The organism is Deinococcus frigens DSM 12807, assembly GCF_000701425.1.
GTDB classification, from domain to species: domain Bacteria; phylum Deinococcota; class Deinococci; order Deinococcales; family Deinococcaceae; genus Deinococcus; species Deinococcus frigens.
The window spans coordinates 103,761-129,388 of sequence record NZ_JNIW01000001.1 but is presented as its reverse complement, the minus strand read 5'-3'; the positions used below and the strand labels follow the sequence as shown (position 1 = coordinate 129,388).

Below are 25,628 nucleotides of genomic sequence, written 5' to 3'. Positions count from 1 at the left end.
CGCTCAAGCACCCGCTTTGGAAGGCGCATAGGCCGTCAAAGTGATGGGGTCAGGTGGACGTTTCTTGAGCAAACGCCATGTCTGACCTTGCATATGCCAACTGCGGTGCTAAGCTGGGCACATGAGACAGATTGGCGGCTCCCTGGATTCGCTGGACCACCGGATTTTGCAGGAACTCCAGACCGATTCGCGGCTCTCAATGCGCGAGCTGGGCCGCCGGGTGGAGTTGTCGGCCCCCGCCGTGACCGAGCGCGTGCGGCGCTTGGAGGACGCGGGCGTAATTCTGGGCTACGGCGTGCGCGTCGCCAGCAAGCCGCTGGGCCGCACCATCACCGCGTTTATTGGCGTGCAGGACAGCGGGCGCAACGATCCCACGCTGGTGCGCTGGGCCACCGCCCACGACAGCGTGCTGGAATGCCACAGCGTCACTGGCGACAACTCCTGCATCCTGAAGGTGGCCGTGCCGGACGTGGGCGCACTGGAAACCATTCTGGGCGACCTGATCGGCATGGGCTTTACCTGCGATACCAGCATCGTGCTGAGTACGCCACTGGAAGGAAAATTACTGCTGCCGCCGAGGTAGGAACTCAGGAGCAGGATCTAGAGAGTGCGGCGAGACAAAAGGCAGACCCCTCAATCGACTACGCCGCCAATTCCCTTCAAGAGGAGGCGAGAAGCGCGCCTGGCCGGACAATTCCGCACCCCTTACTTCCTCCCCACGGAGAGGTGGCCCCCGGGGTTGGACTTGCAAAGCTGCGAAGCCGAGGGGTCAGACCGTGGCGGCAACCCCGACACCTCACGTTCGATCCTCAGCCTCCCGCGTTCCCTCTTCTCCCAGGAACAGGTCCAGCAGATCACCCACGCGGCGGTGCGCGTCCAGCGGGTGCCGCAGCGGGCGGTTGGCCTCGATCTGGTAGGTGTTGCGGCGGCCCACGCGCTGGCGGGTCAGGATTGCGGCGTCCTCCAGATCGCGCACGATGCGCTGCACGGCGCGTTCGGTGATGCCCACATCCAAGGCCACCTGACGCAACGTGGCGTCTGGCTGGCGTTTTAAGCACAGCAGAACGCGGCTGTGGTTCGACAGAAACGTCCACGAGGGTTCATGCGGGGGCAGGGGCTGGGTCATGGCGGGTTGAACCGAGTGTAGCGGAGAGGGCAGGGCAGACATGGCTAGACCTCCAGATGGAGAGGGCGGCGGGGTGCTTGCAATCCTGATATACGAACTCTAATATGCGAAACGTAGTTCGTATATTAATAGACCAATACCCAGGAGACTGCCTATGCCTACCACCAAAGAGCCTGTCCAGACCGCTCACGCCCAGACTGCCAACACCCAGACCGCCCTTATTCCCATTTCTGTCGTCCACGGCGACGGCATCGGCCCCGAGATCATGGACGCCACCCTGCGGATTCTGGCGGCGGCGGGAGCGCGGATTGCCCCCCAGGAAGTCCGCATGGGCGAGGCGCTGTACAGGGAGGGCTTTACCTCCGGCTTCGTGCCCGATGCCTGGGACACGTTGCGGCAGACCGGGGTGATGCTCAAAGCGCCGATTACCACGCCACAGGGCGGGGGCTACAAGAGCCTGAACGTGACCCTGCGCAAGACGCTGGGCCTGTACGCCAACGTGCGCCCCTGCCGCGCCTACGCGCCGTATGTGCCGACGCACCACCCCGAGATGAATCTGGTGATCATCCGTGAGAACGAGGAAGACCTGTACGCGGGCATCGAACACCGCCAGACGCGCGAGGTGATGCAGTGCCTGAAGCTGATCACCCGCCCCGGCTGCGAGAAGATCGTGCGTTACGCCTTTGAATATGCCCGTGCCAATGGCCGCAAAAAGGTCACGGCGCTGACCAAAGACAACATCATGAAGATGTGCGACGGGCTGTTTCACACCGTCTTCGATGAGATCAGCGCCGAGTACCCCGACATTCAGGCCGAACACCAGATCATCGACATCGGCACGGCGCGGGTGGCGGCCAAACCCGAGCAATACGACGTGATCGTGACCCTCAACCTGTACGGCGACATCATCTCGGACGTGGCGGCAGAGGTGGCCGGTTCGGTGGGGCTGGCGGGCAGCGCGAACATCGGCGAGACTTTTGCCATGTTCGAGGCCATCCACGGCTCGGCCCCCGATCTGGCCGGGCAGGACGCAGCCAATCCCGGCGGCCTGATCTCGGCGGCGGCGCTGATGCTGGGGCATCTGGGCCAGCATGAGATAGCCGCGAAAGTTCAAAACGCCCTGCTGTGCGCGCTGGAGGACGGCATGCACACCCGCGATATTGCCGGGCCGCACACGAAAGGACTGCTGGGAACCCAGGGCTTTGCCGACGCCGTGATCGAACGGCTGGGACGCGTGCCGCAGCACCTGCCCGCCGTCACCGCTGATACACAGGCAAAGGCGATGCCTATCCGGCAGCCCGTGGAACCGGCCTACATCGACAAGCAGCTCGTCGGCACCGATGTCTTTTTTGAGTGGACCGACTCGGGGCGTGACCCGGACGCGCTGGCCGCCATCCTGCAAGAAGCGCAGCTCCGCAACGTGCCGCTGAAGATGATCACCAACCGGGGCGTCAAGGTCTGGCCCGGCGGGTTGCCCGAAACCTTCAAATCCGATCATTGGCGCTGCCGCTTTCTGTCCGAATCCCCGGTCACGCACGCGGAGCTGCTGGCCCTGCTCACACGCATCCACGAAAAGCATCTGGACTTCATCAAGACTGAACACCTGTACACCTTTGATGGGCAGCCCGGTTACAGTCTGGGGCAGGGGCAGTGAATGCCCGGCAAGATCACGGAGGCAACCGCTGAACAGAGCCTGCTCTGAACCACCCCACAAGGAGACACCATGTTTAATCTGGATACCGTCAAGCACCTGCAAACGCTGACCTCGCGCCCCAGTGTGACCCTCACGCTGCCCACGCACCGCACCGCGCCCGACAATCAGAAAGACCCCATCCGCCTGGGCAATCTGGTCAAGGAGGCCGTGAACCGCCTGGAAACCGAGTTCGGCAAGCGCGAGACGGCGGAGCTGACCGCACAGCTTCAGGAACTGGCCGACGGCATGGACCACGAACACAACCAGAGCGGGCTGGTGCTGTTCGTCAGCAAGGACTACCACAACGTCTTCAAGGTGCCGTACCGCCTGCCGGAGCGCGTCGCCATCGACGATAACTTCCTGACCCGCGACATCGTGTTCGCCATGAACCGCTCGCCGCTGTACTGGGTGCTGATGCTGTCCGAGAAGCCCACCCGCCTGTATCTGGGCCAGCGCGAGGAGCTGACCGAGGTGCGCGATCACGGTTTCCCGCAGGAGTACAGCGGCCCCGGCGCGGGTTCGGCGGTCAACAGCGGCATCGGGGCCAACCCCAGCCAGCAAAAGGACCGGGCGCTGGAAGCGTTCATGCGCGACGTGGACGCCAGCCTGCTGAACGCCGTGCAGGAGGGGCCGTTCCCGGTGCTGCTGGTGGGCCTGCCCCAGAACCTGAGCGCCTTCCGCGAGGTGACCAAGCACGCGGACTTCATCATGCGCGAGATGCCGGGCGGTTACGACAGCCTGAACGCGCACGAACTGGGCGAACTGGTCTGGCCCGAGGCCCGCGCCGCCCTGCGCGAACGCCGCCGCGTGATCTTCGAGCAGCTTGAGACGGCGCGGGGCCAGAACCGCGCCGTCAGCGATCTGAACGAGGCGTGGCAGGCGGCCATCGACGGACGGGTGGACGTCATGGTGGTGGAAGAAAGCATGAGCTACCCCGCCCAGGTCAGCCCCGACGGGCGCAGCCTCACCGCCCTGCCCACCGGCAAGGAGGAGGGCGCGGACGCCTACGCCGACGCGGTGGACGAGATGATGGAAGCCGTGATGCAACACGGTGGCCGCGCAGTCTTCGTGGAGGACGGCGAGCTGAAGGAGTACGGCGGACTGGTGATGCTGACCCGGTACTGAAGCGCTCCATTGCAATGCCCCTTTCCTGCATGGAGAGGGGTTTTTCCTACCGCGTCAGCGCCGCGTACTTCTGCAACACGTCCCAGCCCTGCCCGCCGCGCATGATCTCGCGGGCTTGCTCGACGCCCTCGCGAATGCTGTCCACCCGGCCCGCCGTCCGCAGCGCCGCCCCAGAGTTAAGGGCCACGATGTCCTGCTGGGCAGGAGTGCCGCCGCCGGTCAGCAGGGCGCGGGTGATCCCGGCATTCTCGGCGGGGGTGCCGCCCACCAGCGATTCGCGCGGATGCACGTTCACACCCACCTCTTCGGGATGCAAGGTGCGGTCAATAATCTCGCCGCCCCGCAGGCCGGAGACGGTATTGACGCCGCAGACGGTGAATTCATCCAGTCCGTCGCCATGCACAACAGTGGCTCCCTTCGCCCCCAGCAGCCGCAACACCTCGGCCAGCGTGCGCGTCAGCTCCGGCTTGAAGACGCCCACCACCAGATGCGTGGCCCCGGCAGGGTTGCTCAGCGGCCCCAGGATGTTAAACACTGTGCGGGCCGCCAGATCGGAGCGGACGGGAGCGGCGTGGCGCAGGGCCGGGTGATAATTGCGGGCGAACATAAAGCCCACGCCCAGCGTGTTCACGGCGTCTGCGATGACTTCGGGGGAGGCGTCCAGATTCACGCCTAAAGCTTCCAGCACGTCCGCACTTCCGGCGCGGCTGCTGGCGGCGCGGTTGCCGTGCTTGGCGACCGGCACGCCCGCCCCCGCCACCACAAAAGCCGTCGTGGTGCTGATGTTGAAGGTGTGCGCCCCGTCGCCCCCGGTGCCCACCACGTCCAGCAACACCTCGCGCGGGCGGACATTGACGCGCACGGCGTTCTCGCGCATGGCTTGGGCAAATCCGGCGATTTCATCCGCCGTCTCGCCGCGCACGCGCAAGGCAGCCAGCGCCGCCGCCATCCGCACGCCGCTCATTTCCCCGGCCATGACCTCGCGCATGAAGGCTGCTGCCTCCGACTGGGAGAGGATTTCGCCGTTCATCAATCGGGCGTGGATCATGCCCCCACTGCCTTGACCTGCGCCGCCCGGCGCTGTTCCACTTCATTCAGGAAGTTGCGAATCATGGTTTTGCCGTCCTCTGTAGCGATGCTCTCGGGATGAAATTGCACGCCGAACACCGGGTAATCGCGGTGGCGCAGGGCCATCAGGGCGCGGTATTCACCCGCTGACGTCTGATCGGTGGTCCAGGCAGTGGCCAGCAGTTCCGGCGGCAGGTCTTCCACGATCAGGCTGTGGTAGCGGGTCACGCTGGCCTCGTGCATCAGACCCGCGAACAAATCCTGGCCGTCGTGGGCAACTTTGCTGGTCTTGCCATGCACCGGAATCGGCGCACGCTTGACGGTGGCCCCGAACGCCTCCCCGATGCTCTGGTGGCCCAGGCACACGCCTAATATTGGATATTTCGGCGCGAAGGCCTTGATGACCTCCACGCTCATCCCCGCTTCCAGCGGCGTGCAGGGGCCGGGGGACACCACGATGGCGTCTGGATTCAATTCCTGCACATCTTGCAGCGCAAAAGCGTCATTGCGCCAGACGGTCAACTCACAGCCCAGCTCACCGAAGTATTGGACGAGGTTATAGGTGAAGGAATCATAGTTATCTATCAGGAGGATGTGGGTCATAGCTGATCTCCAGGCGCATCAATTTGAGGGGAATATTTGACGCTTAGAAGTTGCGTCCAATAGACACTGCACAGGGCACAATACAGACCTACCTGACTTTTCCGAGTCATCACAAGCCCCCTGCCGCCCGTTCCGCCGCCCGCATCAACGCCGCCGCCTTGTTGCGCGTCTCCTCTTCCTCGGCCACTGGATCAGAGTCGGCCACAATGCCTGCCCCGGCCTGGATGTGCAGCCTGCCGCCCGCGATCACCATCGTCCGCAGTGTCAGGGCCATATCCAGGCTGCCGTCGAAGGCGATGTAGCCGAATGAGCCGCCATATGGCCCGCGCCGCACGGGTTCCACCTCGTCGATAATTTCCATCGCGCGGATTTTGGGTGCGCCGGATACCGTTCCCATCGGGAGCGTGCTGGCGAGGGCGTGCAGCGGCGTCTGCCCCGCGCGCAATTTGCCGCGCACGCCGCTGACGATGTGCATGACATGGCTGTAGCGCTCGATGGTAAAGGCGTCCTCCACGGTCACGCTGCCGTACTCGGCCACCCGGCCAATGTCGTTGCGGCCCAGGTCCACCAGCATCAGGTGTTCGGCGCGTTCCTTCTCATCGGCCAGCAGTTCTTCGGCCAGAGCCTGATCCTCGGCGGGCGTCTTGCCGCGCGGGCGGGTTCCGGCAATCGGGCGGGTCACGATGCTCACGCCGTCGCTCCGCAGCAGGCTCTCGGGACTGCTCGCCACCAGCGTCACCTCGCCCAGATTCAAAAAACCCAGATACGGGCTGGGATTGATGCCGCGCAGCGCCCGGTACAGCGCGAACGGCTCCACGGTCAGGTCTGCCGAGAACCGCTGGGACGGCACCACCTGAAAGACGTCTCCGGCATGGACGTACTCAATGCAGCGGCTGACGGCGGCTTGATAGCCCTGGGGCGTAAAGTTGCTGGAAAAGGTCATCTGCTCGGCTTTCTCGCGCCCTGGCACATCTGGCAAAGGCCCCCGCAGATCAGCTTCCAACGCGGCCACGATGCGCTCTGCCTCAGCCTCGGTTTCCGAAATCGCCACCGCATACAGCTTGTGCCGCAGGTGGTCAAAAATGACGATGCCTTCGGGGACGATGAACAGGGCGTCGGGAACCTTCAGTTCATCAGGGTTGTTGTCGGGCAGCTTCTCGTACACGCGGATGATGTCGTAAGCGGCATAACCTACCGCGCCGCCGAAGAAAGGAGGCAAACCGTTGAACTTCTCGGCGGGCAACTCCACGGGGCGCAACACGCGGCTGTAAAGCACGTCCAGCGGATCGTCGGTTTCCAGCGTTTCGTCGCCCAGCACGCCGCTGAGGGTGGCGGCGCGTCCGTGCAACGTGAAGCGCCCCACCTCGCCCACGCCGATGAACGAGTAGCGGGCCTGGCGTTCGCCGCCCTCCACGCTTTCGAGCAGGAAGCTGAGCTTCTTCGCGCCATCCGTGACTTTCAGGTAGGCGCTGACGGGCGTGTCCAGATCGGCATTCAATTCCTGCACGGCCACGGCGGTCATGGGTTTGGGATGGGCGGTCTGGGTCATTGCACTCCTGTCAAACGGGATGGGGCCAAAAAAAGCGCCCGGCGGTGTAGAAACCACCTGGGCGCGTCGGACACGGCAAAAAAGAGAGCAGCAGCGCGTTAGACCCAGGCGAAACTGGGCCACCACCACGCGCGGCGAACGGTCATGGGATAGAGCATAGCGCGGGAAGTGGGGTGATGGCGAACAGATCAGCTCCTTTAAGCCTCTGGCGGTTAGACGGTTGGACCGTTTGACGGTTAAACCTTTTCACCCCTTCACGCTTCCCGCCAGCAGCCCGCGCACGAAATACCGCCCCAGCACGATGTACACGATCAAGGTGGGCAACGCCGCCAGGATCGCCCCGGCCATCGGCAGATTCCACGACACCGCCTGCCCCCCCGCCAGTTGAGACAGCGCGTAGGTCACGGGCTGGCTGCCGGTGTTGGTCAGCGTGGCCGCGAACAGAAATTCATTCCAGACCTGCGTGAACTGCCAGATGATGACCACCACGAAGCCGGGAATGCTGATGGGGAAGATGACGCGGGCGTAGATTTCCCAGAAGCCCGCGCCGTCAATCGTGGCGGCCTCTACCAGCGCGTCCGGCACATCGGCATAGAAGTTGCGGAAGATCAGCGTGGTGATGGGAATGCCGTACACCACATGCGCCAGGATCAGGCCCCAGATGCTGCCGTATAGGCCCAGCGCCTTGATAAATTGAAACAGCGGAATCAGCACCGCCTGATACGGAATGAACATGCCAAACAGCATCAGTGCGAACAGGGTATTGGCCCCCCGGAAGCGCCATTTGCTCAGCGCGTAGCCGTTCAGGCTGCCCAGCAGGGCGCTCAGGATGGTGGCAACGACGGCCAGGAACAAGCTGTTGAGCATGTTGCCGCCCACCTTGTCCCACGCCTCGGCAAAGCTGGCCCAGTTGAGCTGTGCGGGCCAGTGCCACGCCGTCGGCAGCGCGATGGCGTCCGGCGTCTTGAGGGCAGTGGCGAACACCAGATAGATGGGAATCAGGAAGAAGAAGGCGGCGACGACGAGCAGGAAGTAGGTCAGGGCGCGGCCCGCAGCACCCGCCCGGCGTGAGGGAGCGGTGGAGGCCGTGGGCTGGGGAAGGGCGGTCATGGCTGCCTCCGAAGCAGGAAGGGAAGGGACGCGAGGGTCAACCATTCACAGGCAGCCTTCACGCGTGTCCCTCCTCGCCCTTAAATTGATTCGCCAGGTACGGCACGATGACAAAGGCCACCAGAATCAGCAAAATGGTGCCAATCGCCGCGCCCAGCGCGAACTGGTTCTGCCGGAAACTGGTCAGGTACATGTTCAGTGCCGGGACGCTGGCAGCGATGTTGTCGGAGCCAGCCATCGCGTACACCAGATCAAAAATCTTGAGGCTGATGTGGCCCAGAATAATCATGGCGCTGAGGGTGATGGGCGACAGCAGCGGGAAGATGACATAGCGGTACATCTGGGCGTCTCTCGCGCCGTCTACCTTGGCGGCCTCGCGCAGTTCCTCGGGGATGCCGCGCAGCCCGGCCAGGTACAGCGCCATGGTGTAGCCGCTCATCTGCCAGACAGCCGCGATGATGATGCCGATCATGGCGAGGTTAAAACCGTGCAATTCGGGCGCAGCCAGCAGCCTGACATTCGGGCCGATAAAGACCGCCCACAGGATCAGCAGCGCGGCGCAGGCGGCGGCCACCAGGGTGCGGGTGCGCTGGCCTTCACGGGCGGCGCGCACGGCCACCACGATCAGCACCGCGCCCACCACGGCGGCGGTGATCAGGGGTAGAGCGTTCCAATCGAATTTGAGAACAGAGTCGTTGCTGGATAGCCACGCGAAGGTAGAGGGTTGACCGCCCAGCAGCGTGGGGGCCTGATTCACCCCGCCCTGCGGTTGCAGCATCCAGCGCCAGATGGTGCCAGTCACGATGAACGACAGGCTCATGGGAAACAGGAAGATGGTGCGCCACAGCCCCTCTCCCTTAGGGTTGCGGTCCAGAATCAGTGCCAGCCCCAGGCCCACGCCCAGACAGCCCAGGATGAAAAACACCGTGAAAAAGAGGGTATTGACCAGCTCCTGCCGGAAGCGGCCTTGCAGAAAGCCGGTGAACAGTTCCTGATAGTTTTGCAATCCCACCCAGCGAATGATCGGGTTCAGCGCCAGCGCCTGCGCCGGATCATTGCCCCAGTCGGTCAGGCTGACATAGATCGTGCGCCCGATGAAGTAATAGACGAAAATGCCCACCAGGATAATGCTGGGCGTCAATACGGCGATGGCCCACAGGCGGTCTTTGCTCAGGGATTTCACAGACGGGGCCTCCTTGTCTCGGACAGACCATCGGCGGTGCGCGGTACGCAGTCGTTCTCACCGCGTACCGCGCACCGCCAATTGTGGCTGCGGGTTGTTACTTGCCGAAGCCCGAGCGGACGGCCAGCGCCTGCGCGGCGGCGGCGGCCCCAGCGCTGTTCCGGGTGGACACGAACTGATCAATCACGGCCCCGAAGGCGCTGGTAAAGCTCTCGGGGGCGACTGCGCCGTGCGCCATGCTGCCCACGATCTTGCTGTTCTTCCAGTCGGTGGCCGCGCTGCGCGAGTAAGTGTTGTACTTGCTCAGATCGCTGTCGGTGCGGGCGGCGATGCTGCCCTTGAGCGGATTAAAGGCGTCCTGACCCGCCTTGCTGCCCAGCAGCCTGAGCCAGTTCGTCGCCTCGGCGCGGTTCTTGACGCCCTTGGGCAGCCCGAAGGAGTCGGCCAGCATCACAAAGGTCTTGGCCGTGCCGGGGGCGGTGGCCCAGCCGAAGCCCTTGCCGGGAGCCAGGTTCTTGGTGGTGGTGAAGTACCCGGCGGCCCAGTCGCCCATGATGTTAAAGGCACTCTGGCCGCTGACCACCCGGTCACTGGCCTGCTGCCAGCTCAGGCCGCTGGCGTCCTTGTTGGCGCAGTCCATGACCTTGCCGAAGGTGGTAAATGCCCCCACCACCTTGGGATCGGTGAACTTGGTCTTGCCCGCCCACAGGTTTTCCCAGCCCTGCGCGCCCAGCGTGCCGATCATCACGTTTTCCCACAGGTGCTGCTGGGTCCAGTTCTCGCCCACCACCAGCGGTGCGGCCACGCCCTTGCCCTTCAGCGTGGCGCAGGTGCTGATGAATTCGGGCCAGGTCTTGGGAACCGTGACGCCCCATTCCTTGAGCTTGGCCGGGTTGTACCACATCACGTTGCTGCGGTGAACGTTGACCGGCACGCTCCAGATGCCGCCCTTGGCGCTGATCAGCTTGAGGACGTCGGCGGGAAACGCCTTGCTCCAGCCCTCGGATTTAAACAGGCTGCTCAGGTCTTCCATCCGCCCGGCCACCACCCAAGTGCCGATCAATTCCTGTCCGGCGTGAACCTGGAAGGAGTCGGGCGGGGTGCCGCCCAGCATGCGGGTCTTGAGCACGGCCCGCGCATTGGTCCCCGCGCCGCCCGTGACGGTGGCGTTGTCCACGGCCACCGTGGGGTACTTTTCCTTGTACAGCTTGACCAGGGCCTCCAGCGCCGGACCCTCATCCCCGGCCCACCACGAGAAGATTTCCAGCTTCCCGGCGGCCAAGGCGCTCGTGGTGGTGGCGAGGGCGGCGGCGATCAGCAGTGCTTTCTTGACGGGTACTTTGCTCATGTATTCCTCCGTGGAAGGTGGGAACAAAAGGAGAAGGAGGCGGCGCACTCAGATGCGGAAGCCTCGTGAACTGGCTGTGTTCGGTTGTCTGTGAAACAGGTACGCCCGTCATGCTGCGCCAATCATGAAGGGTTTGTCAATTGACCGGGCTTGTTTTGCATGGTGATCGGGTCAAGTTCGGACGTCAGACAGCAAAAGCAGGAGCGCTCGGCACATCAAAACTGGCCAGTCCGGGCACGCACACGGACTGGCCTTATATGAATTGAGTTCAGGCTTCTGCGTCGGCCTCGCCCGCCTGCCCTTCGGGGCGCAGCAGCGGGAACAGCAGCACGTCGCGGATGCTGTCACTGTCGGTCAGCAGCATGGCGAGGCGGTCCATGCCCATGCCCATGCCTGCGGCGGGGGGCATGCCGTATTCCAGGGCCAGCAGGAAGTCCTCGTCCTGCTCGTGGGCCTCGTCATCTCCGTCGTCACGCCTCTGCGACTGGGCCTCAAAGCGGGCGCGTTGATCCAGGGCGTCGTTCAGCTCGGAATAGATGGGGGCCAGCTCAAATCCAGCCACGAACAGATCGGCGCGCTCGGCCAGATCGGGGCGGCTGCGGTGCACCTTGACCAGCGGGCTGATCGCCAGCGGCACGTCGATCACGAAGGTGGGCTGGATCAGCTTGTCTTCCACGTACTCGCCGAACAGCTTATCCAGCAGCTTGTAATCCGGCACATTGCGGAGTTCGGGGTGCCTCGCGTCGGTCCACTCGCGCAACTTCGCAAGATCAGTCGGCTCGAAGTCCAGTTCCGCCGCTTCCTTCAAGGCGGTCACAAAATCCAGACGCTTGAACGGCAGCGCGAAGCTCACTTCATTTCCCTGATACGTCAGCCTGTCCGAGCCAGTGACTTCCTGCACCAGACCCGAGAGCATTTCCTCGACCAGCCGCATCATGTCCCCGTAGTCGCCGTAAGCGAAGTAGGCCTCCAGCATGGTGAATTCGGGATTATGGGTGCGGTCCACACCCTCATTGCGGTAGTTGCGGCCAATCTCGTAGACGCGCTCGAAGCCGCCCACCAGCAATCTCTTGAGGTACAGTTCCAGGCTGATCCGCAGGCTGAAATCGTGCGACAGGGCGTTGTGGTGCGTCTTGAAGGGCTTGGCCTCGGTGCCGCCCGCCACCACTTGCAGGGTGGGTCCCTCCACCTCCATGAACTCGCGCGTGTCCAGAAAATTGCGGATGTAACGGATGGCCTTTGAGCGGGTGCGGAAGGCCGCGCGGCGCTCCGGGTTGATCATCAGGTCCAGGTAGCGGCGGCGGGCGCGCAGTTCCTCGTCCTGCAACCCGTGGAACTTGCTGGGCAGCGGGTGCAGGCTCTTGACCAGCGGCTGCCACGAGGTCACGCGCAGGGTCAGTTGCCCGGTGCGGGTCACGAACGGCACGCCGCGCACGCCAATGATGTCGCCGAGGTCAATCTTTTTGGTGGGGTCAAAGTTCTCGGTTTCCTGCTTGGACAGGTGCAGTTGCAGGCTGCCGTGTTCGTCGGTCAGATCGGCAAAGGCTGCCTTGCCCATGTGCCGCAGCAGCGTGACTCGTCCGGCCAGCGCATAGATTTCCCCCGGCCAGTCCTGCCCGGCTTCCAGATCGCCGGGATGGGCCGCCAGCACGTCGCGGGTGCCGTGCGTGCGCGGGTAAGAGTACGGAGAAGCCTCGAAACCCGCCGCCACCTGCGCGTCCAGATTGTTCAGGCGGCTGACCGTCTGCTCATGCAGGTTGTCGGGGCGGGGCGGCCCACCAGGGGCAGCGGAAACGGGAACATCAGACATGGGGGCGAGTATAGACGCCGCCGCAAAGGGAACAGAGTTTGTGGCCCTGGGTGCATCCGTGAAACGGGCCTGGGGCCAATACTCCGCCCATGAAACTGAGCGATGACCTGCTGGTGCTGGAATTGACCACCGATTTCGGAACCGGCCCCACCGTCCTTCACCCCGTCCTGATCCTGGATTCGCAGGCCGGACATACCTTGGTGGACACCGGAATGCCCGACATGGAAGGTGCGATTGAGGCAGCGCTGGCCGAAGTCGGAGTGACTCTTAAAGACATCAGGCAGGTCATCATCACCCATCACGATCTGGACCATATCGGCAGCTTGGAAGCCGTGGTGAAGGCCAGTGGCACGCAGGTGTGGGCCTCGGCACGAGAAACCTCGTTTATTCAGGGCGAGGAATGGCCCGGAAAAATGCCACCGCAGGAGCAGGTGGCCGCCCTGCTGGCCGATCCGCAGACGCCGCCCCGGATGCGCGCCATGCTGGAAAAGCCGCGCCCTGCAAGGCGGCGAGGTGCTACCCCTGGCCGGGGGCGTGCGGGTGATCCTGACGCCAGGCCACACTCCCGGTCACCTGAGCCTGTATCTGGAGCGCATGAGAACGCTGATCACCGGAGACGTGCTGGTGTCTGACGCCGTGCTGGTGGCTGATGCCGGGCAGCTCCACGGCCCCAGGGCACAGATGACGCCGGATATGGCGGCGGCAGGTCAGTCCGTGAATAGGATGGCTGAACTGGACGTGCAAGCCATCGTGACCTACCACGGCGGCGTGGTGCGCGAGGACGCCAATGGGCAATTGAAGCAGGTGGCGGCGGGAATGACTGCGGGCTAACGAGAAAGGCGAAGGGCAGAAGGCTTTCTTTCACGCCCTCTGCCCTTCGTCTTTCACCCTCTGCCCTAATACTCGATGCTCTTGACCTTGTATTTCATCTGTTTGCCGTTGTCCAGGTTGACCACGAACGCCTCGCCCTTCTTGCGGCCCATCAGCTCCTTGCCCACCGGGCTGTCGTCGCTGACGCGGGGCAGGCTGCCGCCGGTGACGGTGGCCTCGGGGGCGCTGACCACCATCACCTTCATGTCCTTTTTGGTGGTCTCGTTACCCAGCACCACGATGGCCCCCAGCTCCACGCGCCCGGCGTTCTCGTGGTCCTCGATGATGGTGGCCTGGCTCAGCGTGTCCTCTAACTCGTCGATGCGCGCCTCAATGTTCATCTTCTCGCGCTTGGCGTCTTCCAGGCCGGTGTCCTCGCTGTCGGCGCTGGTTTCCATCTGCTCTTGCAAAATGCGGGTGGCCTCGGCCAGGCGGCCCTGCTCCTGATCCAGGGCGCGTTGCAGGCGCTCGAAGCCTTCGCGGGTCAGTCGGACGGTCTTGGTTGCTTGGGTCACTGTGGAGCCTCCGTTACGCCGCTGGCCTTGACCGGCGGGACTGGGTACAGATCGGGAATGGACGCATGAATGTGAGAAGTAGCGCGCATTGTGACACACCCCCCCCGAAGTGGCAATCCATTTTCACGCTGTGAAAGCAGATGGTGACGCCGGACGGGTGACGCGCAGGGTTCCCCAGACCACCGCCACCAGTGAGGCGGCCAGCACCGCGAGGGCCAGCGGAATCGCGCCGGGGCCACAACGCGCGGCCAGCACACCCAGCACGTAGGGGGCCACGATGCCGCCCACACTGCCGGAAGTGAGCAAAAACGGCACCAGCCGCGCGGGAAGATTGCGGGTGGACCACACCAGCGCCGTGGGGAACATCGGTCCCATGGCCAGTCCAACCAGAATATAGGCAGTCGGGGCCAGCGCCGCCTGTGTTGCGGCCAGCCCGGCCAGAGTGGTCAGAACCGCGCAGACCAGCACCAGCCGCTCCGGGCGCACCCGCGCGCCAAAAAGCCCGGTCAGAATCCGGCCCATGGTCAGACCACCCCAGTATCCGGCCACGATCACAGCAAACGACGCATACCCCAGACTTTGCAGGTGACGGCCCGCCCACGCGCCAAAGCCCACCTCCAGGCCCACGTAACACGCGATCAGCACCAGAAAAAAAGCCACCTGCACCCCGGCCCGGCCCGGCGCAGTGGGCAGCTCCGGCTCGCGCATCGCCGGAAAACCCCAGATCCGCGCACTCATCAGGGTCACGCCGCACAGCGCAGCCACGGTCAGGAAAGGGATGGCGAGGTTGCCTGACACCCCGGCCACCAGTAAGGGTGACAGAATGCTGCCCACCCCAAACACCGCGTTGACCAGATTGACCGCCCGCGTGCCGATGCTGGCGTAGGCCGCGTTCAGGCCGCCGCTGACGCCGCCCAGGCCAAAGCCGCCCAGCAGCGCCCCGGCAATCGCCAGCGGCCAGGTGGGAGCAAACGCCACCAGCGTGACCCCCAGCGCCAGCGTAACCAGCGCGGCCACCACCACCCGGCACAGGCTCAGGCGCAGCAGCAGCAGGCCCACCAGCGGCGGGGCCAGCGCCGAACCCACAAAATGGGCGCTGGCGATGATGCCCACCCCTGCCGTGGAAATGCCGTAGCGCGTCTGAAACAGCGTGAAGGCCGGGCCGTACATCGCCTGGATCACGCCCAGCGTGAAAAACGCCGCCGTTCCCGCCGCCAGAATACTCAGCGTCAGTGGGGGATTGGAAGAGATTCGGGCGGTCATGCGGCAGTCACGGGGCCATCACGGGGGAGAAGGTAGCACGCCGAATATACCGAGGTGGAATGCTTTGCCCGCTCTCCTTTCCACTCCCTCACACCTTGACGTTCACCACCGTCACCCCATGTCCGCCCTGATTGGGTTCGGCGTCGTGGTACGACTCGACTTTCTTGTCGTTCTTGAGATACTCGCGCAGCAACCGGCGCAGCACACCCTGGCCCTTGCCGTGGACCACCCGCAGCGGCGTTTCCTTGAGGGCCGAGGCTTCCAGGATGGCGGTGCGCAGCTCCTCCACGGCTTCCTCCACGCCCAGGCCGCGCAGTTGCAATTCGGAGGCAAAGTTGCTGGGGGTGGTTCCCGCGAAGCCGCTGCGAAGGCCCCTGCTTTTGGGGGCCGCGACCTTGACCTCGGGGCGCAATCTCACGTCACGCCTCTTGACACCCACCTTCATGACGCCCAGTTGCACCACCAGATCGTCACCGCGCAGCTCCAGCACCTGCCCCCCCGCGTTGTAGGTAGGAACGTCCACCACGTTGCCCACCCGGATCGGATCGCCGCGTTCCTCGCGCACCACGGGGGCAGGGCGGGATTTCTGGGCGGCGACGCGCAGTTCGCGCAGCTCCTGCATCACGCGCGGGCGGGCGCTGTCCTCCTGGGCGCGGGCGCGCAGGGTACGAACGCGCTCCACGGCGTCGGCGTACAGCGATTCGGCCTTCTGCGAGGCCTCGGCCAGCATCTCGCCCCGGCGCATGTCCAGAGATTCACGCTCGTGGCGCACGCGGCCCAGTTCGGCCTCGGCCTCGCGGCGGGCGGCGGCGGTGCTGTCCAGTTGGGCAGCCAGATCGGCCCGCTCACGCTCCAGCCCCTCCAGCATGCGCTCCATGATCCCGGCGTCCTCGCCCAGCAGGGAAGTGGCCCGCTCCAGCACGTCTTCCGGCAGGCCCATGCGCTGGGCGATGGCCAGGGCGTAACTGCGGCCCGGCTGCCCCACTTGCAGCGCGTAGGTGGGGGCCAGCGTCTCCAGATCGAAGCCCATGCTGGCATTCTTGAGGCCGGGGGTTTCCAGCGCAAACAGTTTCAGCGGTGACAGGTGCGAGGTCACAATGCCGCGCGCGTCCTGCGCCAGCAGCGTTTCAATGATGCTCTGCGACAACGCTGCGCCCTCGTTGGGATCGGTGCCGCTGCCCAGCTCGTCCACCAGCACGAGGGTGTCCGGCGAGGCGAAGCGCAGCACGTAGCGCAGGTGCTTGAGGTGGGAGGCGAAGGTACTCAGGCTGGCCTCGATGCTCTGCTCGTCGCCGATGTCTACCAATACATCCGACACGACGGGCAGCTTGGCGCTGGCGGCGGCCACGTACAGCCCGCACTGATGCATCAGCACGGCCAGCCCCAGCGTTTTGAGGGTGGCCGTCTTGCCCCCCATGTTGGGTCCGGTAATGAGCAGAACTTTGGTGTCGCCCAGCCGGATGTCGTTGGGAACGGGGTTGTCGATCAGGGGATGCCGCGCCTCGCGCAGATCATAGGTGCCGTCCGTGACGGCTTCGGGGCGGTTCAGTCGCCAGTCGCGGGCCAGCCGGGCGCGGGCGGCGATCAGGTCCAGCTCCCCGATGGTGGTCAGGGTCATCGGCACGTCGGCGTCGGCGGCCAGCAGGCCCGACAGCTCGATCAGGATGCGCCGGACCTCAGCCTCCTCGTCCAGAATCAGGCGGGTCAGCTCGTTGTTCAGTTGCGTGACGGCTGCTGGTTCCACGAAGTAGGTCTGCCCCGTTGCGGAGGCGTCCACGATGATGCCCTGCACCTGCCCCACGCGGCTGGCCTGCACCGGCAGCACGTAGCGGTCCCGGCGAATGGTGACGATGTTTTCCTGAAGGATGTCGGCCCATTTTTCCAGCGTGGCGGCCAGCTTCTCGCGGATGCGCCCCCGCAGCGGCTCGATGCGCTTGCGGAGATCTCGCAGGCGGTGGCTGGCCTCATCGCGCACGCCGCCGTCGCGGTCCAGGGCCGACAGCACGCGGCGGATCAGCTCCGAGTGTTCGCCCAGGCCCAGCGCCACCTCACGCAATGGCCCGCGTGAATTGGCGTTGATGGCGCGTTTGACGGTCATCGCGCCGTCCAGGGAATAGGCCGCCAGCAGCAATTCCTGACCACTCAGCACCCGTCCGTCCTGCGTGCGGGCGTGCAGTTCGCGGATGTCCTGAATCCCGCCCAGGCTCAGGCTGACGCCGAAGAGGGCGTCTTCCACCTCGTCCAGCTCGCGGGCAATGCGGCCCGGATCGGCAGAGGGCGACAGGCTCCGCGCCCGCTCTGCGCCCAGCGAGGTGCTGCTGCGCTCGGCGAGGGCGTCGCGAATGCGGGGGAAATCCAGGGCGGTCAGGGCGCGAGCATCGAACGGCATCTTAGGGGGAGCATAACAACGCGGGGGCCAGGAAATCGTGCGCCTTGTGGCTTAGGTGGGGGTTAAGTGTCGGGAACCATTGCAGGAACGTTCACGTAACGGGCAGCATCCCAGCCAAGCAAAGGAGATTGCATGTCCCGGTCCGCGAAAACCCCCAGGCAAATCAAGATCAAGGTTCCACCCTTCGTCGGTTCAATCTTGGACCGTCTGTTTGCCGCCTCCACCGTCAAGCCGGGCGCAAGCGTCCAGCCACCACACGCTGCTGTACTTCAAATCAGAGGGCTGTGTGGGCTGCGACAGGCTGGATATGTTCATCGGGCGGCTGGCCTCAGCCTCCGGGCTGGATTTGCGGGTCATTGACGCCCGACGCGGCGAACTGCCCGAACACGGGTACGGCGAACAACTGCTGCTGGACGCGGGTGGCAAAATTGGACGAGCCTACAGCGTGCGCTCTTTCCCACACTTGTCCTGACCACGCCAGCAGGCGAGATAGAAAGAGTGATGGTGGGCGGCAGTTCGGAGGAAGGGGCGATACGGGCAGAACTGGGGCTGGCCTGACGCCGGACGACAGCGCCTTACTGTGGGTGTATGAAACTGGCTGAAGCCCTGATTGAACGCGCCGACTTACAAAAACGCGCCGCCCAGCTTGAGGAGCGCATCGTCAGAAATATGCTGGTGCAGGAGGGTCAACAGCCTCCCGAAGACCCGCAGCAATTGTTGAAGGAATTTATGGAAGTGACGGCTGCGCTGGAACTCCTGATCCCACGCATCCACCGCGCCAATCTGAGCGCCACTCTGCCCAGCGGCCTGACCCTGACCGACGCCCTGAACCGCCGCGACATGCTGGACCTGCGCCTGAAAGTGCTGCGCCGCGCCGCCGCCACCGCTTCCGAGCGGCAGAACCGCTACAGCAACAGCGAGGTTCGGACCCTCTCGGTGTTGCCTGCCCGCGACTTGCAAAAGCAGGTGGACGCACTGGCAAAAGCCCGCCGGGAACTGGAAACCCAGATTCAGCAGGCCAACTGGTTGACGGAATTGCCCGGCTGAGCGCACATTAGGGATGGGTGCGCGTCTGTGCGGGCGGAAACCTACCTCGCAGCGGGGATCATGCTGCACCTCATGGTGACGTCTGGGGCGACGTCTGGGGTTCGACTCCTCACCCCTTCACCGGGCAGGCCCAGCACCTTTCACCACTGACACCGCACATTTCACCCCTCACTTCCACGGCTTCGGCGCACACCGCGCACCCCCACCGCCACTTCTTCGGGGGTGGCGTCGTGGTGTTCAGCCCTCCTCCAACCGCTCCACCAGACTGAATTCCCCTTGCTTGATTTCCCCGCCCCAGGCGCACGCCCCAGCCTCAGCAGTTCTTCAAAGGCGGCAAGGTCTCTATCCATGCCCATGCCACTGGCCGCTACCGCCTGACCGTCCCTGAAGGCAAATTCAATGAACTTCAACTCGTCCGGGTCACCCCAGAGGTGGGTGTCGTCCAGGCTCTCGGCGTGGCCCACGTAGCGCAGGCTCTTGCCGTACTGCTGGGTCCAGAAGAAGGGAACGCGTTGATCCATCGGTTCCAGATTGGCGGACTCCAGGATGCTTTGCGCGGCGGTCATGCCCTCCTGCAAGGCCACGCGCCAGTGTTCCACGCGCATCTCGCCCAGCACGGTGGGGGCCAGGGCGATGTCGCCCACGGCATATACGTTCGGCGCGGCCAGCAGATGGGCGTCCACGGGGACGGCCCCCTTCTCATTGGCGAGGTCAGCCAGCAAATCAGAATTGGGCTTCACGCCAATGCCCAGCAGGACCAGATCAGCCTTGACAGTCTCGCCACTTTTCAGGCGCACGGCCTCGGCCTTCCCTGAACCCTCGATGGCCTCCACCTCGGCATTCAGATGGAATTTCACGCCCTTGTCCTCGTGCAGCTTGCGGATGGCGCGGCCCACTTTCGGCGTCAGGGCGCGGCTTAGGACCTCGGCATCCTGGCCGACGACGGTGACCGATGCGGCCCCCTCGATCAAGCTGGACGCCGCCTCCAGGCCGATGAAGCTGGAGCCGATGACGACGAGGTGCTTACCCTGCGCCGCGTCTTTCAACTGTTCGGCGTCGCGGAATGAGCGCAGTTGATAGAGGCCGTCCAGTTCCGCTCCGGGAACTTTCAACTTGTTCGGCGTGGCTCCGGTGGCGACGATAACCGCATCAAAACGGAGTGAATCGCCGTCCAGACGCACCTCGCGGGCCTCCCGGTCCAGTTTCGTGACCCTCACGCCCTCGCGCAGATCAATCCTGTTTCGCTGCGCCCATCGAACGTGTGCATACCGCCGTCGGTCACGTCGCTGGCTTTGAAAGTCAGGGTCATGGTCTTTCCTCCTTGGCTTGAAGTAGAGAAATCACGGCGTCCGGCTTCTCCAGCGGAATCAGGTGGCCGCTGCCGCGAATAGGAACCGCTGCTGCCTGTGGGAAACGCGCCAGCACTTCCGAGCGGATGGTGTCAGGCGAGATGGCCGGGTCATCCTCCGAATACAGGACGGTGATGGGCAACTTCAGGCCGTCCAGCTCACCGGATATATCCTCGCGGCTGCCCACGTCCGTCTAGGCGGTCCAGGCGTCGCGGCTGGCGCGCAGGCCATCCTGAATCAGTTGCTCGAAATCCTGATCGGGGATGGATTGATGGGTGATCTCGTGGTACTGGGCATTCAGGGCGTCCCGGTCACCGTAAGCGGAGCGGAGTTTGGCGCGGCCTTCCGGTTTCATCGGCTCGGGGGTGGGTGGCGAGAGGGCGATTAGCAGCAGCTCCGAGACGGGTTCGGGATTCCGGGCGGCCAGCAGCAGGGCCACCTTGCCGCCCATTGAATGCGCCTCGACGCGATAAGGTCCGCCGCCTGCCCCGCGCAAAGTCCCGGCCAGCGCCTGCGCCATGTCCCCCACCGTCTGCCCGGCCCGGCCCGCCTCCGCCGCGTCGCCAAAGCCGATCAGATCAACCGCCTGCCCTTCCACACCCTCCAGCACCCGCCGCCAGAGGTGACGCGAGGTGCCAAAGCCGTGGACTAGGGCGAGTGGCGTCATCTCAGGCCCGCTCGGCAAAGTCCTGATCCGGGGGCGAACCCCGGAAGGCGTCCTTCCCCTCTATCTTCTCCAGCTTGACGGGCCTGCCCTCGCGCGCCGACTGGTAAATCGCGGCCATCAGTTGCTGGTCCTGCAAGCCCTCCTCGCCGGGGGTGAAGGGCTGGCGGTCTTCCTCAATGCAGGCCGAGAAATGGTCAATTTCCAGCGCGAACTGATCGGTTTCGGGCAGGCGGTGTTCGGTGATGGTTTCCAGGGTTTGCACTGTCAGGCGCAGGTTGGTGTAGTCAAAGGCGGGGTCCAGCGTCAGGCGGGCCGCAGCGCCGAACACGTCCAGCGTGCGGGCATGCGCCGCGCCGTAAGAGCAGGAGCAGTGGGCGATCACGCCGCTGGGAAAGGTCATCTGCCACGCCACGGTTTCCTCCACTTCCCCAAAGCGCTCGTCGTCAGGGGTGCTGAAGGTCTGCGCGTAAACGGAAGACGGCTCCTCGGCCAGCAGAAAACGGATGGTGTTCAGGCAGTACAGGCCCACATCCAGCAGCGAGCCGCCGCCCGCCAGTTTGTCCGTCAAACGCCACTGGCCGTCATTCGGCTCCACCTGCACGTTGACCGAGTGGATCAGTTTGACCTGGCCCAGCTCGCCATTCTGCATCAGGTCACGCGCCCGCCAGTGGTGCGGGGTGTACTGGCAGCGGTAGGCGGTCATCAGCTTGACGCCGTACTTGGCGCAGACCCTGACCATCGCCCCGGCGTCTTCAGGGTTCGCCGCCAGCGGTTTCTCGCACAGCACATGCTTGCCAATTTTGGCGGCCCGCCGGGTGTATTCCAGATGGAGACTGTTGGGCAGCACGATGTAGACGGCGTGGACGTCCCCGCGCTTTTGCAAGTCTTCAAAGCGGTCATAGTCGTAGGCGTCGTCTTCCGTCAGGCCGTAGGCGAGGGCGGTGACCACTGCCTTGTCATGGTCATCGCTGACCACCGCCGCCAGCCTGGAGCGCTGGCCCACGGCGAAGGCGGGCAGCAACTCGTCGATGGTCAGCGTACCGATGCCCAGCACGGCGTACCCGATCTGCGCTTTTCTGGCCTCAGGCAGAGGCTGAAGGTCCTTGCGTTCGGCGGTGTTCTGATGGGTCATGTGAACTCCTTTGAAGGAAGGTTATTCGGGTGGCGCGGGGCGGATGTTTGCGGTTCGTTCCCTTCCAGTCTCTCCCCTCAAAGTGGAGGGGTCAGGAGCGCGGCGCTTGCCCTTTCAAGTCGCCCAGCAGGGCGTCCGCCGTCCGCAGGCTCAGCGCCATCTGGGTCAGGGCGGGATTGACGCTCAGGGAACTGGGGAAAATGGAGTTGTCGCAGATCCACAGGCCCGGCACGTCGTGGGTGCGTCCGGAGGGGTCCACCACGCTGGTTGCGGGATTGCTCCCCATACGGGCCGTTCCCAGGGTGTGCGCGGCGCGGGGCAGCGCCCACACGTCCCGCGCGCCAACGCGGTCCCACAGCTCACGCATCAGGGCCTCGGCGTGGGCGTTCATCTTCTGCTCGTTCTCGCCGAAGGAGAAGTGCACGCGCGGCTTGGGCAGCCCGCGCCCGTCCAGCTCGTCGGAGAGTTCCAGACGGTTGTGTTCGTAGGGCAGGCACTCGCCCAGCACGTTAATTCCGGCCACATGATTGTAGCCGCTGAGATGCTGAACCAACTCCGGCCCCCACTTGAGTGTGCCGCGCGCGTATTGCGTGGCGTAGGTCACCGGCATCACGCCCAGCGATTGCAGCAGGTAGCCGCCGATCAGGCCGGGAACGCGGTGGGTGTCCTCGCTGATCAGGCCGCCGGGAATGCCCTTGTAGGGGCGCAGATCGTCCTCTACCTGCCCCCACACCTGAATCCCGACATGCGCCATGAAGTTGCGCCCCACCTGCCCGCTGCTGTTGGCGAGGCCGTTCATCAGCAGGAGGCGCGGCGTTTCCACCGCTCCAGCGGCGAGGATGACGGTTTGGGCCGAGAGATGCTCCACCTCTCCCCCGCGCATGAATTCCGCGCCGGTCACGCGCCCATTCTTCATCGTCAGCGCCGTGACCTGTGCGCCGTCCACGATCCGCGCGCCGTGGGCCTCGGCCAGTGCCAGGAAAGTCACGTCCATGCTGGCCTTCGCGCCTATGGAGCAGCCCGCCTGACAAAAGCCCCGGTTGGTGCAGGTGTGGCGCGTGCCGTATCCCTCCTGCTCCTGCGGGCGGCTGAGGGCGGCGTTGGCGGCGGGTGAGGTCTTCATGCCGATCTCGGCGCAGGCTTTTTGCATCAGCCGCGCGGCCCCGTTCAGCGGCAGCGGCGGGTGGCGGTAGGCCCGCTTGCGCGGCGGCCCCCACGGGTACTCGGCGGGACCGGAGACGCCCAGAAAATACTCCAGCTCGTCGTAATACGGCTCCAGTTCGGAGAATTCCAGCGGCCAGTCCTCGCCCACACCGAACTCGGTTCGCAGCTTCAGATCATCTGGCTGGGCGCGTGGTGTGTAGGCGGTGTAATGCAGCGTGCTGCCGCCCACGCCGCGCCCGCTGTTGTTGCGCCCGAAGGACACCGGATCGTTGCCCGCCGACAGCCGCTCATCGGTCCAGAACAGGCCCAGTTGCGCGACTTCATCGGTGGCGATGCCTTCCGGGGGATGGCGCACACCCGCGTCCAGCGCGGCCACCTTCAGACCCGCCGAGGCCAGCCGCGCCAGCAGCGGTGCGCCGCCCGCCCCGGTGCCGATTACCAGGATGTCTAAATCAGTCGGCAGGGAATCAGCGGGGGCCATACGCAACCTCGCGTGGTTCCAGCTCGTTCGGGCCGACGCGGGGCCATTCGGGCGCGTCCGCAAAGCCCGCGTAGCCAAAGCGGTACTGCGTCAGCGGATGCGCCATGAAGGCTTCCGTTAACTCGGCCAGCAGGTCTTCAAAGGCGTGCGGGTGGGCAGACTGAACCCCATGAATGGCGGTGTCCTGAGCGTCGCCGTCCAGCGTCTCAAACCCATCCGGCAGGGCGGCCAGCAGTTCCCGGTAGGCCTCCCCGTCCGGCAGCGCGTCGGCGTAGCGCCAGCCATCGCCCACGCCGGAGTGCAGGCGGTGGTCCACCGTTCCGGTCAGGTTCAGCTCGGCGGGATTGTGGGGAACAAGGCGCAGGGCCAGGGCGCGTAGCCGCTCAAATTCCGCCTCACCAAAGAACTCGCGCTCATACCGGACGTCCAGCCGTTCCAGCAGCGCCCGCCGCGTCGGCTCTGTCACATGCGCCGAGTTCAGCAGGGAGAGGACGGCGCTTCTTTCCTCCACCGTCACGGTGAAGACCCCGGATTGCCAATCAAATTGAACATAACATCCAGTCTAGGGACGCGGCCTGACCCGGCCTGCGTGAATGCCTACGGGGAGGCTTTATCGGGCGTCAACCGATGTCAACAAAAAACACCGCCCGGAAGCGGTGTCGTCTCCTCAACTCTCCTCTAGCGCCCGGCCAGCAACTGCCAGATGGCCGGATTCGCCACCCAGCCATACCAGACGTTCGGCAAGATGCCCAGCACGGTCACGCCCGCCACGCCTAGTCCGATGGTGAGGGTGGTCGGGAAACGCTCGCCGCGCGTGTATTCCTTCGCGGGCGTGCGGTCCGGCATGAACATCAGCATGGCGGGGCGCAGGTAGTACACCAGCGCGGCCACACTGGTCACGGCGGCCAGCACCGACAGCCACACGTAGCCATTCTGGAACGCCGCCTGGAACGCCAGATACTTGCCGAAGAAGCCCGCGAAGGGCGGCAGACCTGCCAGCGACGCCAGACACACCGACAGCGCGATGGCGTAGCCGGGGTGGCGGTAATACAGCCCGCGCATGTCGTTGATCTCGAAGCCCGTCTCGGTGCGCTGAAGGGCGGCCACCACGGCCAGGGCGGCGGCGGTCATTAAGGTGTAGACCAGCAGGTAATAGCCCAGCGCCGCGCCGCCCAGCGCCTGCGTACCCAGCAGGCACATCGCCAGGAAGCCGGTGTGGGCCACCGCCGAGTAGGCCATCATCCGCTTGAAATTGAGCTGAAGCAGCGCCGCCGTGTTGCCGATGATCAGCGTGGCTGCGGTCAGAATCTGGAGGACCCCCGCCCAGCCGGGCGCGTCGGCCAGCGCGCCGCCAAACACGCGCAGCATTCCGGCAAACGCCGCCACCTTGACCACCGTGCTGAGGAACAGCGAGACGGTGGTGGGTGCGCCGCTGTACACGTCCGGGGTCCACTGGTGAAAGGGGACCAGGGCGATCTTGAACGCGAAGCCCGCCAGCAACAGCAGACTGCCGCCCACTAGAATGCCCGTATTCTCGGGCGTCAGGTTGCTCACGCTGCCCACCTTCGCCGCAATCGCGGCGTAATTCAGGCTGCCGGTTGCGCCGTAGACGAAGGCGATGCCGTAGATCAGGATGGCGCTGCCCGCCGCGCCCAGCAGGAAATACTTCAGGCCCGATTCTTCGGCGCGGCGCGAGTCCTGCAAGGTGGCGAGGACGTAGCCCGACAGGCTCATGATCTCCAGGCCGATCAGCATGACGATCAGGTCGCCGGAGAAGACGATCAGCAGGCAGCCGGTCACGGCATACATCAGCATGGCGTCGAATTCGGGGAACGAGACCCGCGCCCGCCACGCCGTATCCAGCGACACCAGCAGGGTCATCAGGGTTCCCACCAGAATGGTCAACCCCAGCAGAATGGCGGCGTTGTCGGCCTGCAAGCCTCCAGCGAACGAACTCAGGCCCTGATTCCACAGGAATATCATGCCCGCGCCTGAAAGGATCACGGTGACGATGTTGATGACGGTCAGCGTGCGGCGGCTGACCCAGAAGCCCAGCAAGGTGCTGAGGAGCGCGCCCGCCAGCACCAGCAGGATGGGCAGCAGTGGAAGAAGGGCGACATCGGGAGCTTGCAACAT

The 25,628-nt window shown here is 64.7% G+C and carries 25 protein-coding genes; 7 read left to right on the top strand and 18 right to left on the bottom strand.

Annotated features, from left to right (window positions below; translation table 11 throughout):
• Nucleotides 1-121 precede the first annotated feature (121 nt).
• On the top strand, nt 122-583 hold the full coding sequence (locus Q322_RS0100580; protein ID WP_029474896.1) for an Lrp/AsnC family transcriptional regulator: 462 nt from the start codon (nt 122-124) through the stop codon (nt 581-583).
• 213 nt (nt 584-796) lie between these two features.
• Here Q322_RS0100580 and Q322_RS20415 read toward each other — a convergent pair whose 3' ends face one another.
• Nucleotides 797-1,126 (bottom strand): helix-turn-helix transcriptional regulator, encoded by a 330-nt coding sequence (locus Q322_RS20415; RefSeq protein ID WP_034417176.1) that lies wholly within the window; start codon nt 1,124-1,126, stop codon nt 797-799.
• 154 nt (nt 1,127-1,280) lie between these two features.
• Here Q322_RS20415 and Q322_RS0100570 point away from each other — a divergent pair, with 154 nt between their 5' ends.
• The gene (locus Q322_RS0100570; RefSeq protein ID WP_084147675.1) at nt 1,281-2,780 is read left to right on the top strand and encodes an NADP-dependent isocitrate dehydrogenase; all 1,500 of its coding nucleotides are present in this window, start codon (nt 1,281-1,283) and stop codon (nt 2,778-2,780) included.
• A 69-nt stretch (nt 2,781-2,849) separates the two neighbouring features.
• A complete protein-coding gene (locus Q322_RS0100565) occupies nt 2,850-3,944 on the top strand; it encodes an AOC03_06830 family ribosome hibernation factor (protein ID WP_029474890.1) in 1,095 nt (364 codons plus the stop codon).
• 46 nt (nt 3,945-3,990) lie between these two features.
• Here the strand turns inward: Q322_RS0100565 and trpD are convergent, their stop codons facing one another.
• From trpD to lysS, 7 genes are all read right to left on the bottom strand, one after another.
• Nucleotides 3,991-4,992, bottom strand: coding sequence for an anthranilate phosphoribosyltransferase (trpD, locus tag Q322_RS0100560; protein WP_029474888.1), 1,002 nt, complete (start codon nt 4,990-4,992; stop codon nt 3,991-3,993).
• Entirely contained in the window at nt 4,989-5,615 is a 627-nt protein-coding gene (locus Q322_RS0100555) for an anthranilate synthase component II (protein ID WP_029474886.1), read from the bottom strand. The genes trpD and Q322_RS0100555 overlap by 4 nt, the downstream gene beginning before the upstream one ends.
• A gap of 109 nt (nt 5,616-5,724) precedes the next feature.
• Nucleotides 5,725-7,164, bottom strand: coding sequence for an anthranilate synthase component I (trpE, locus tag Q322_RS0100550; protein WP_029474885.1), 1,440 nt, complete (start codon nt 7,162-7,164; stop codon nt 5,725-5,727).
• 246 nt (nt 7,165-7,410) lie between these two features.
• The gene (locus tag Q322_RS0100545) at nt 7,411-8,274 is read right to left on the bottom strand and encodes a carbohydrate ABC transporter permease (RefSeq protein WP_029474883.1); all 864 of its coding nucleotides are present in this window, start codon (nt 8,272-8,274) and stop codon (nt 7,411-7,413) included.
• A gap of 58 nt (nt 8,275-8,332) precedes the next feature.
• Nucleotides 8,333-9,457 carry a carbohydrate ABC transporter permease gene (locus Q322_RS0100540; protein WP_029474882.1) on the bottom strand — a complete coding sequence of 375 codons (1,125 nt, stop codon included), beginning with the start codon at nt 9,455-9,457 and terminating at the stop codon, nt 8,333-8,335.
• 97 nt (nt 9,458-9,554) lie between these two features.
• Nucleotides 9,555-10,805 (bottom strand): ABC transporter substrate-binding protein, encoded by a 1,251-nt coding sequence (locus Q322_RS0100535; protein WP_029474879.1) that lies wholly within the window; start codon nt 10,803-10,805, stop codon nt 9,555-9,557.
• Nucleotides 10,806-11,073: 268 nt separating this feature from the next.
• Entirely contained in the window at nt 11,074-12,615 is a 1,542-nt protein-coding gene (gene lysS / locus Q322_RS0100530; RefSeq protein WP_029474878.1) for a lysine--tRNA ligase, read from the bottom strand.
• Between the two features lie 89 nt (nt 12,616-12,704).
• Between lysS and Q322_RS24735 the strand changes: the two genes are divergently transcribed.
• Together Q322_RS24735 and Q322_RS24730 are read left to right on the top strand one after the other, a co-directional pair.
• Nucleotides 12,705-13,247: an MBL fold metallo-hydrolase gene (locus Q322_RS24735; RefSeq protein WP_029474876.1), complete on the top strand. Its 543-nt coding sequence runs from the start codon at nt 12,705-12,707 to the stop codon at nt 13,245-13,247.
• A complete protein-coding gene (locus Q322_RS24730) occupies nt 13,129-13,446 on the top strand; it encodes an MBL fold metallo-hydrolase (RefSeq protein ID WP_342667646.1) in 318 nt (105 codons plus the stop codon). The genes Q322_RS24735 and Q322_RS24730 overlap by 119 nt, the downstream gene beginning before the upstream one ends.
• 65 nt (nt 13,447-13,511) lie before the next feature.
• On the opposite strand, the gene Q322_RS0100515 is transcribed toward Q322_RS24730, so the two are convergent.
• The 3 genes from Q322_RS0100515 to Q322_RS0100505 form a co-directional block, all read right to left on the bottom strand.
• Entirely contained in the window at nt 13,512-14,000 is a 489-nt protein-coding gene (locus Q322_RS0100515; protein ID WP_029474872.1) for a GreA/GreB family elongation factor, read from the bottom strand.
• A 123-nt stretch (nt 14,001-14,123) separates the two neighbouring features.
• Nucleotides 14,124-15,263 carry an MFS transporter gene (locus tag Q322_RS0100510; RefSeq protein WP_029474870.1) on the bottom strand — a complete coding sequence of 380 codons (1,140 nt, stop codon included), beginning with the start codon at nt 15,261-15,263 and terminating at the stop codon, nt 14,124-14,126.
• A gap of 88 nt (nt 15,264-15,351) precedes the next feature.
• Nucleotides 15,352-17,652, bottom strand: a complete 2,301-nt coding sequence (locus Q322_RS0100505; RefSeq protein WP_029474869.1) for an endonuclease MutS2 — start codon at nt 17,650-17,652, stop codon at nt 15,352-15,354.
• Between the two features lie 211 nt (nt 17,653-17,863).
• On the opposite strand from Q322_RS0100505, the gene Q322_RS0100500 reads away from it, so the two are divergent.
• Nucleotides 17,864-18,124, top strand: coding sequence for a thioredoxin domain-containing protein (locus Q322_RS0100500; protein WP_156952806.1), 261 nt, complete (start codon nt 17,864-17,866; stop codon nt 18,122-18,124).
• A gap of 116 nt (nt 18,125-18,240) precedes the next feature.
• Complete coding sequence (locus tag Q322_RS0100495) at nt 18,241-18,699, top strand: DIP1984 family protein (RefSeq protein WP_029474865.1); 459 nt, start codon at nt 18,241-18,243, stop codon at nt 18,697-18,699.
• A gap of 161 nt (nt 18,700-18,860) precedes the next feature.
• On the opposite strand, the gene Q322_RS0100490 is transcribed toward Q322_RS0100495, so the two are convergent.
• The 7 genes from Q322_RS0100490 to Q322_RS0100455 all read right to left on the bottom strand — a co-directional run bounded on the left by Q322_RS0100490 (nt 18,861) and on the right by Q322_RS0100455 (nt 25,628).
• Nucleotides 18,861-19,916, bottom strand: a complete 1,056-nt coding sequence (locus tag Q322_RS0100490; RefSeq protein WP_051667940.1) for an NAD(P)/FAD-dependent oxidoreductase — start codon at nt 19,914-19,916, stop codon at nt 18,861-18,863.
• Between the two features lie 88 nt (nt 19,917-20,004).
• Nucleotides 20,005-20,235, bottom strand: coding sequence for an alpha/beta fold hydrolase (locus tag Q322_RS0100480; RefSeq protein ID WP_029474861.1), 231 nt, complete (start codon nt 20,233-20,235; stop codon nt 20,005-20,007).
• A gap of 6 nt (nt 20,236-20,241) precedes the next feature.
• On the bottom strand, nt 20,242-20,715 hold the full coding sequence (locus Q322_RS0100475; RefSeq protein WP_034417130.1) for an alpha/beta hydrolase: 474 nt from the start codon (nt 20,713-20,715) through the stop codon (nt 20,242-20,244).
• A gap of 1 nt (nt 20,716) precedes the next feature.
• Complete coding sequence (locus Q322_RS0100470; RefSeq protein ID WP_029474857.1) at nt 20,717-21,847, bottom strand: Gfo/Idh/MocA family protein; 1,131 nt, start codon at nt 21,845-21,847, stop codon at nt 20,717-20,719.
• Between the two features lie 91 nt (nt 21,848-21,938).
• Complete coding sequence (locus Q322_RS0100465; protein WP_034417127.1) at nt 21,939-23,492, bottom strand: GMC family oxidoreductase; 1,554 nt, start codon at nt 23,490-23,492, stop codon at nt 21,939-21,941.
• Nucleotides 23,479-24,009: a hypothetical protein gene (locus Q322_RS0100460; RefSeq protein ID WP_029474853.1), complete on the bottom strand. Its 531-nt coding sequence runs from the start codon at nt 24,007-24,009 to the stop codon at nt 23,479-23,481. The genes Q322_RS0100465 and Q322_RS0100460 overlap by 14 nt, the downstream gene beginning before the upstream one ends.
• A 161-nt stretch (nt 24,010-24,170) precedes the next feature.
• The gene (locus Q322_RS0100455) at nt 24,171-25,628 is read right to left on the bottom strand and encodes an NADH-quinone oxidoreductase subunit N (protein WP_029474852.1); all 1,458 of its coding nucleotides are present in this window, start codon (nt 25,626-25,628) and stop codon (nt 24,171-24,173) included.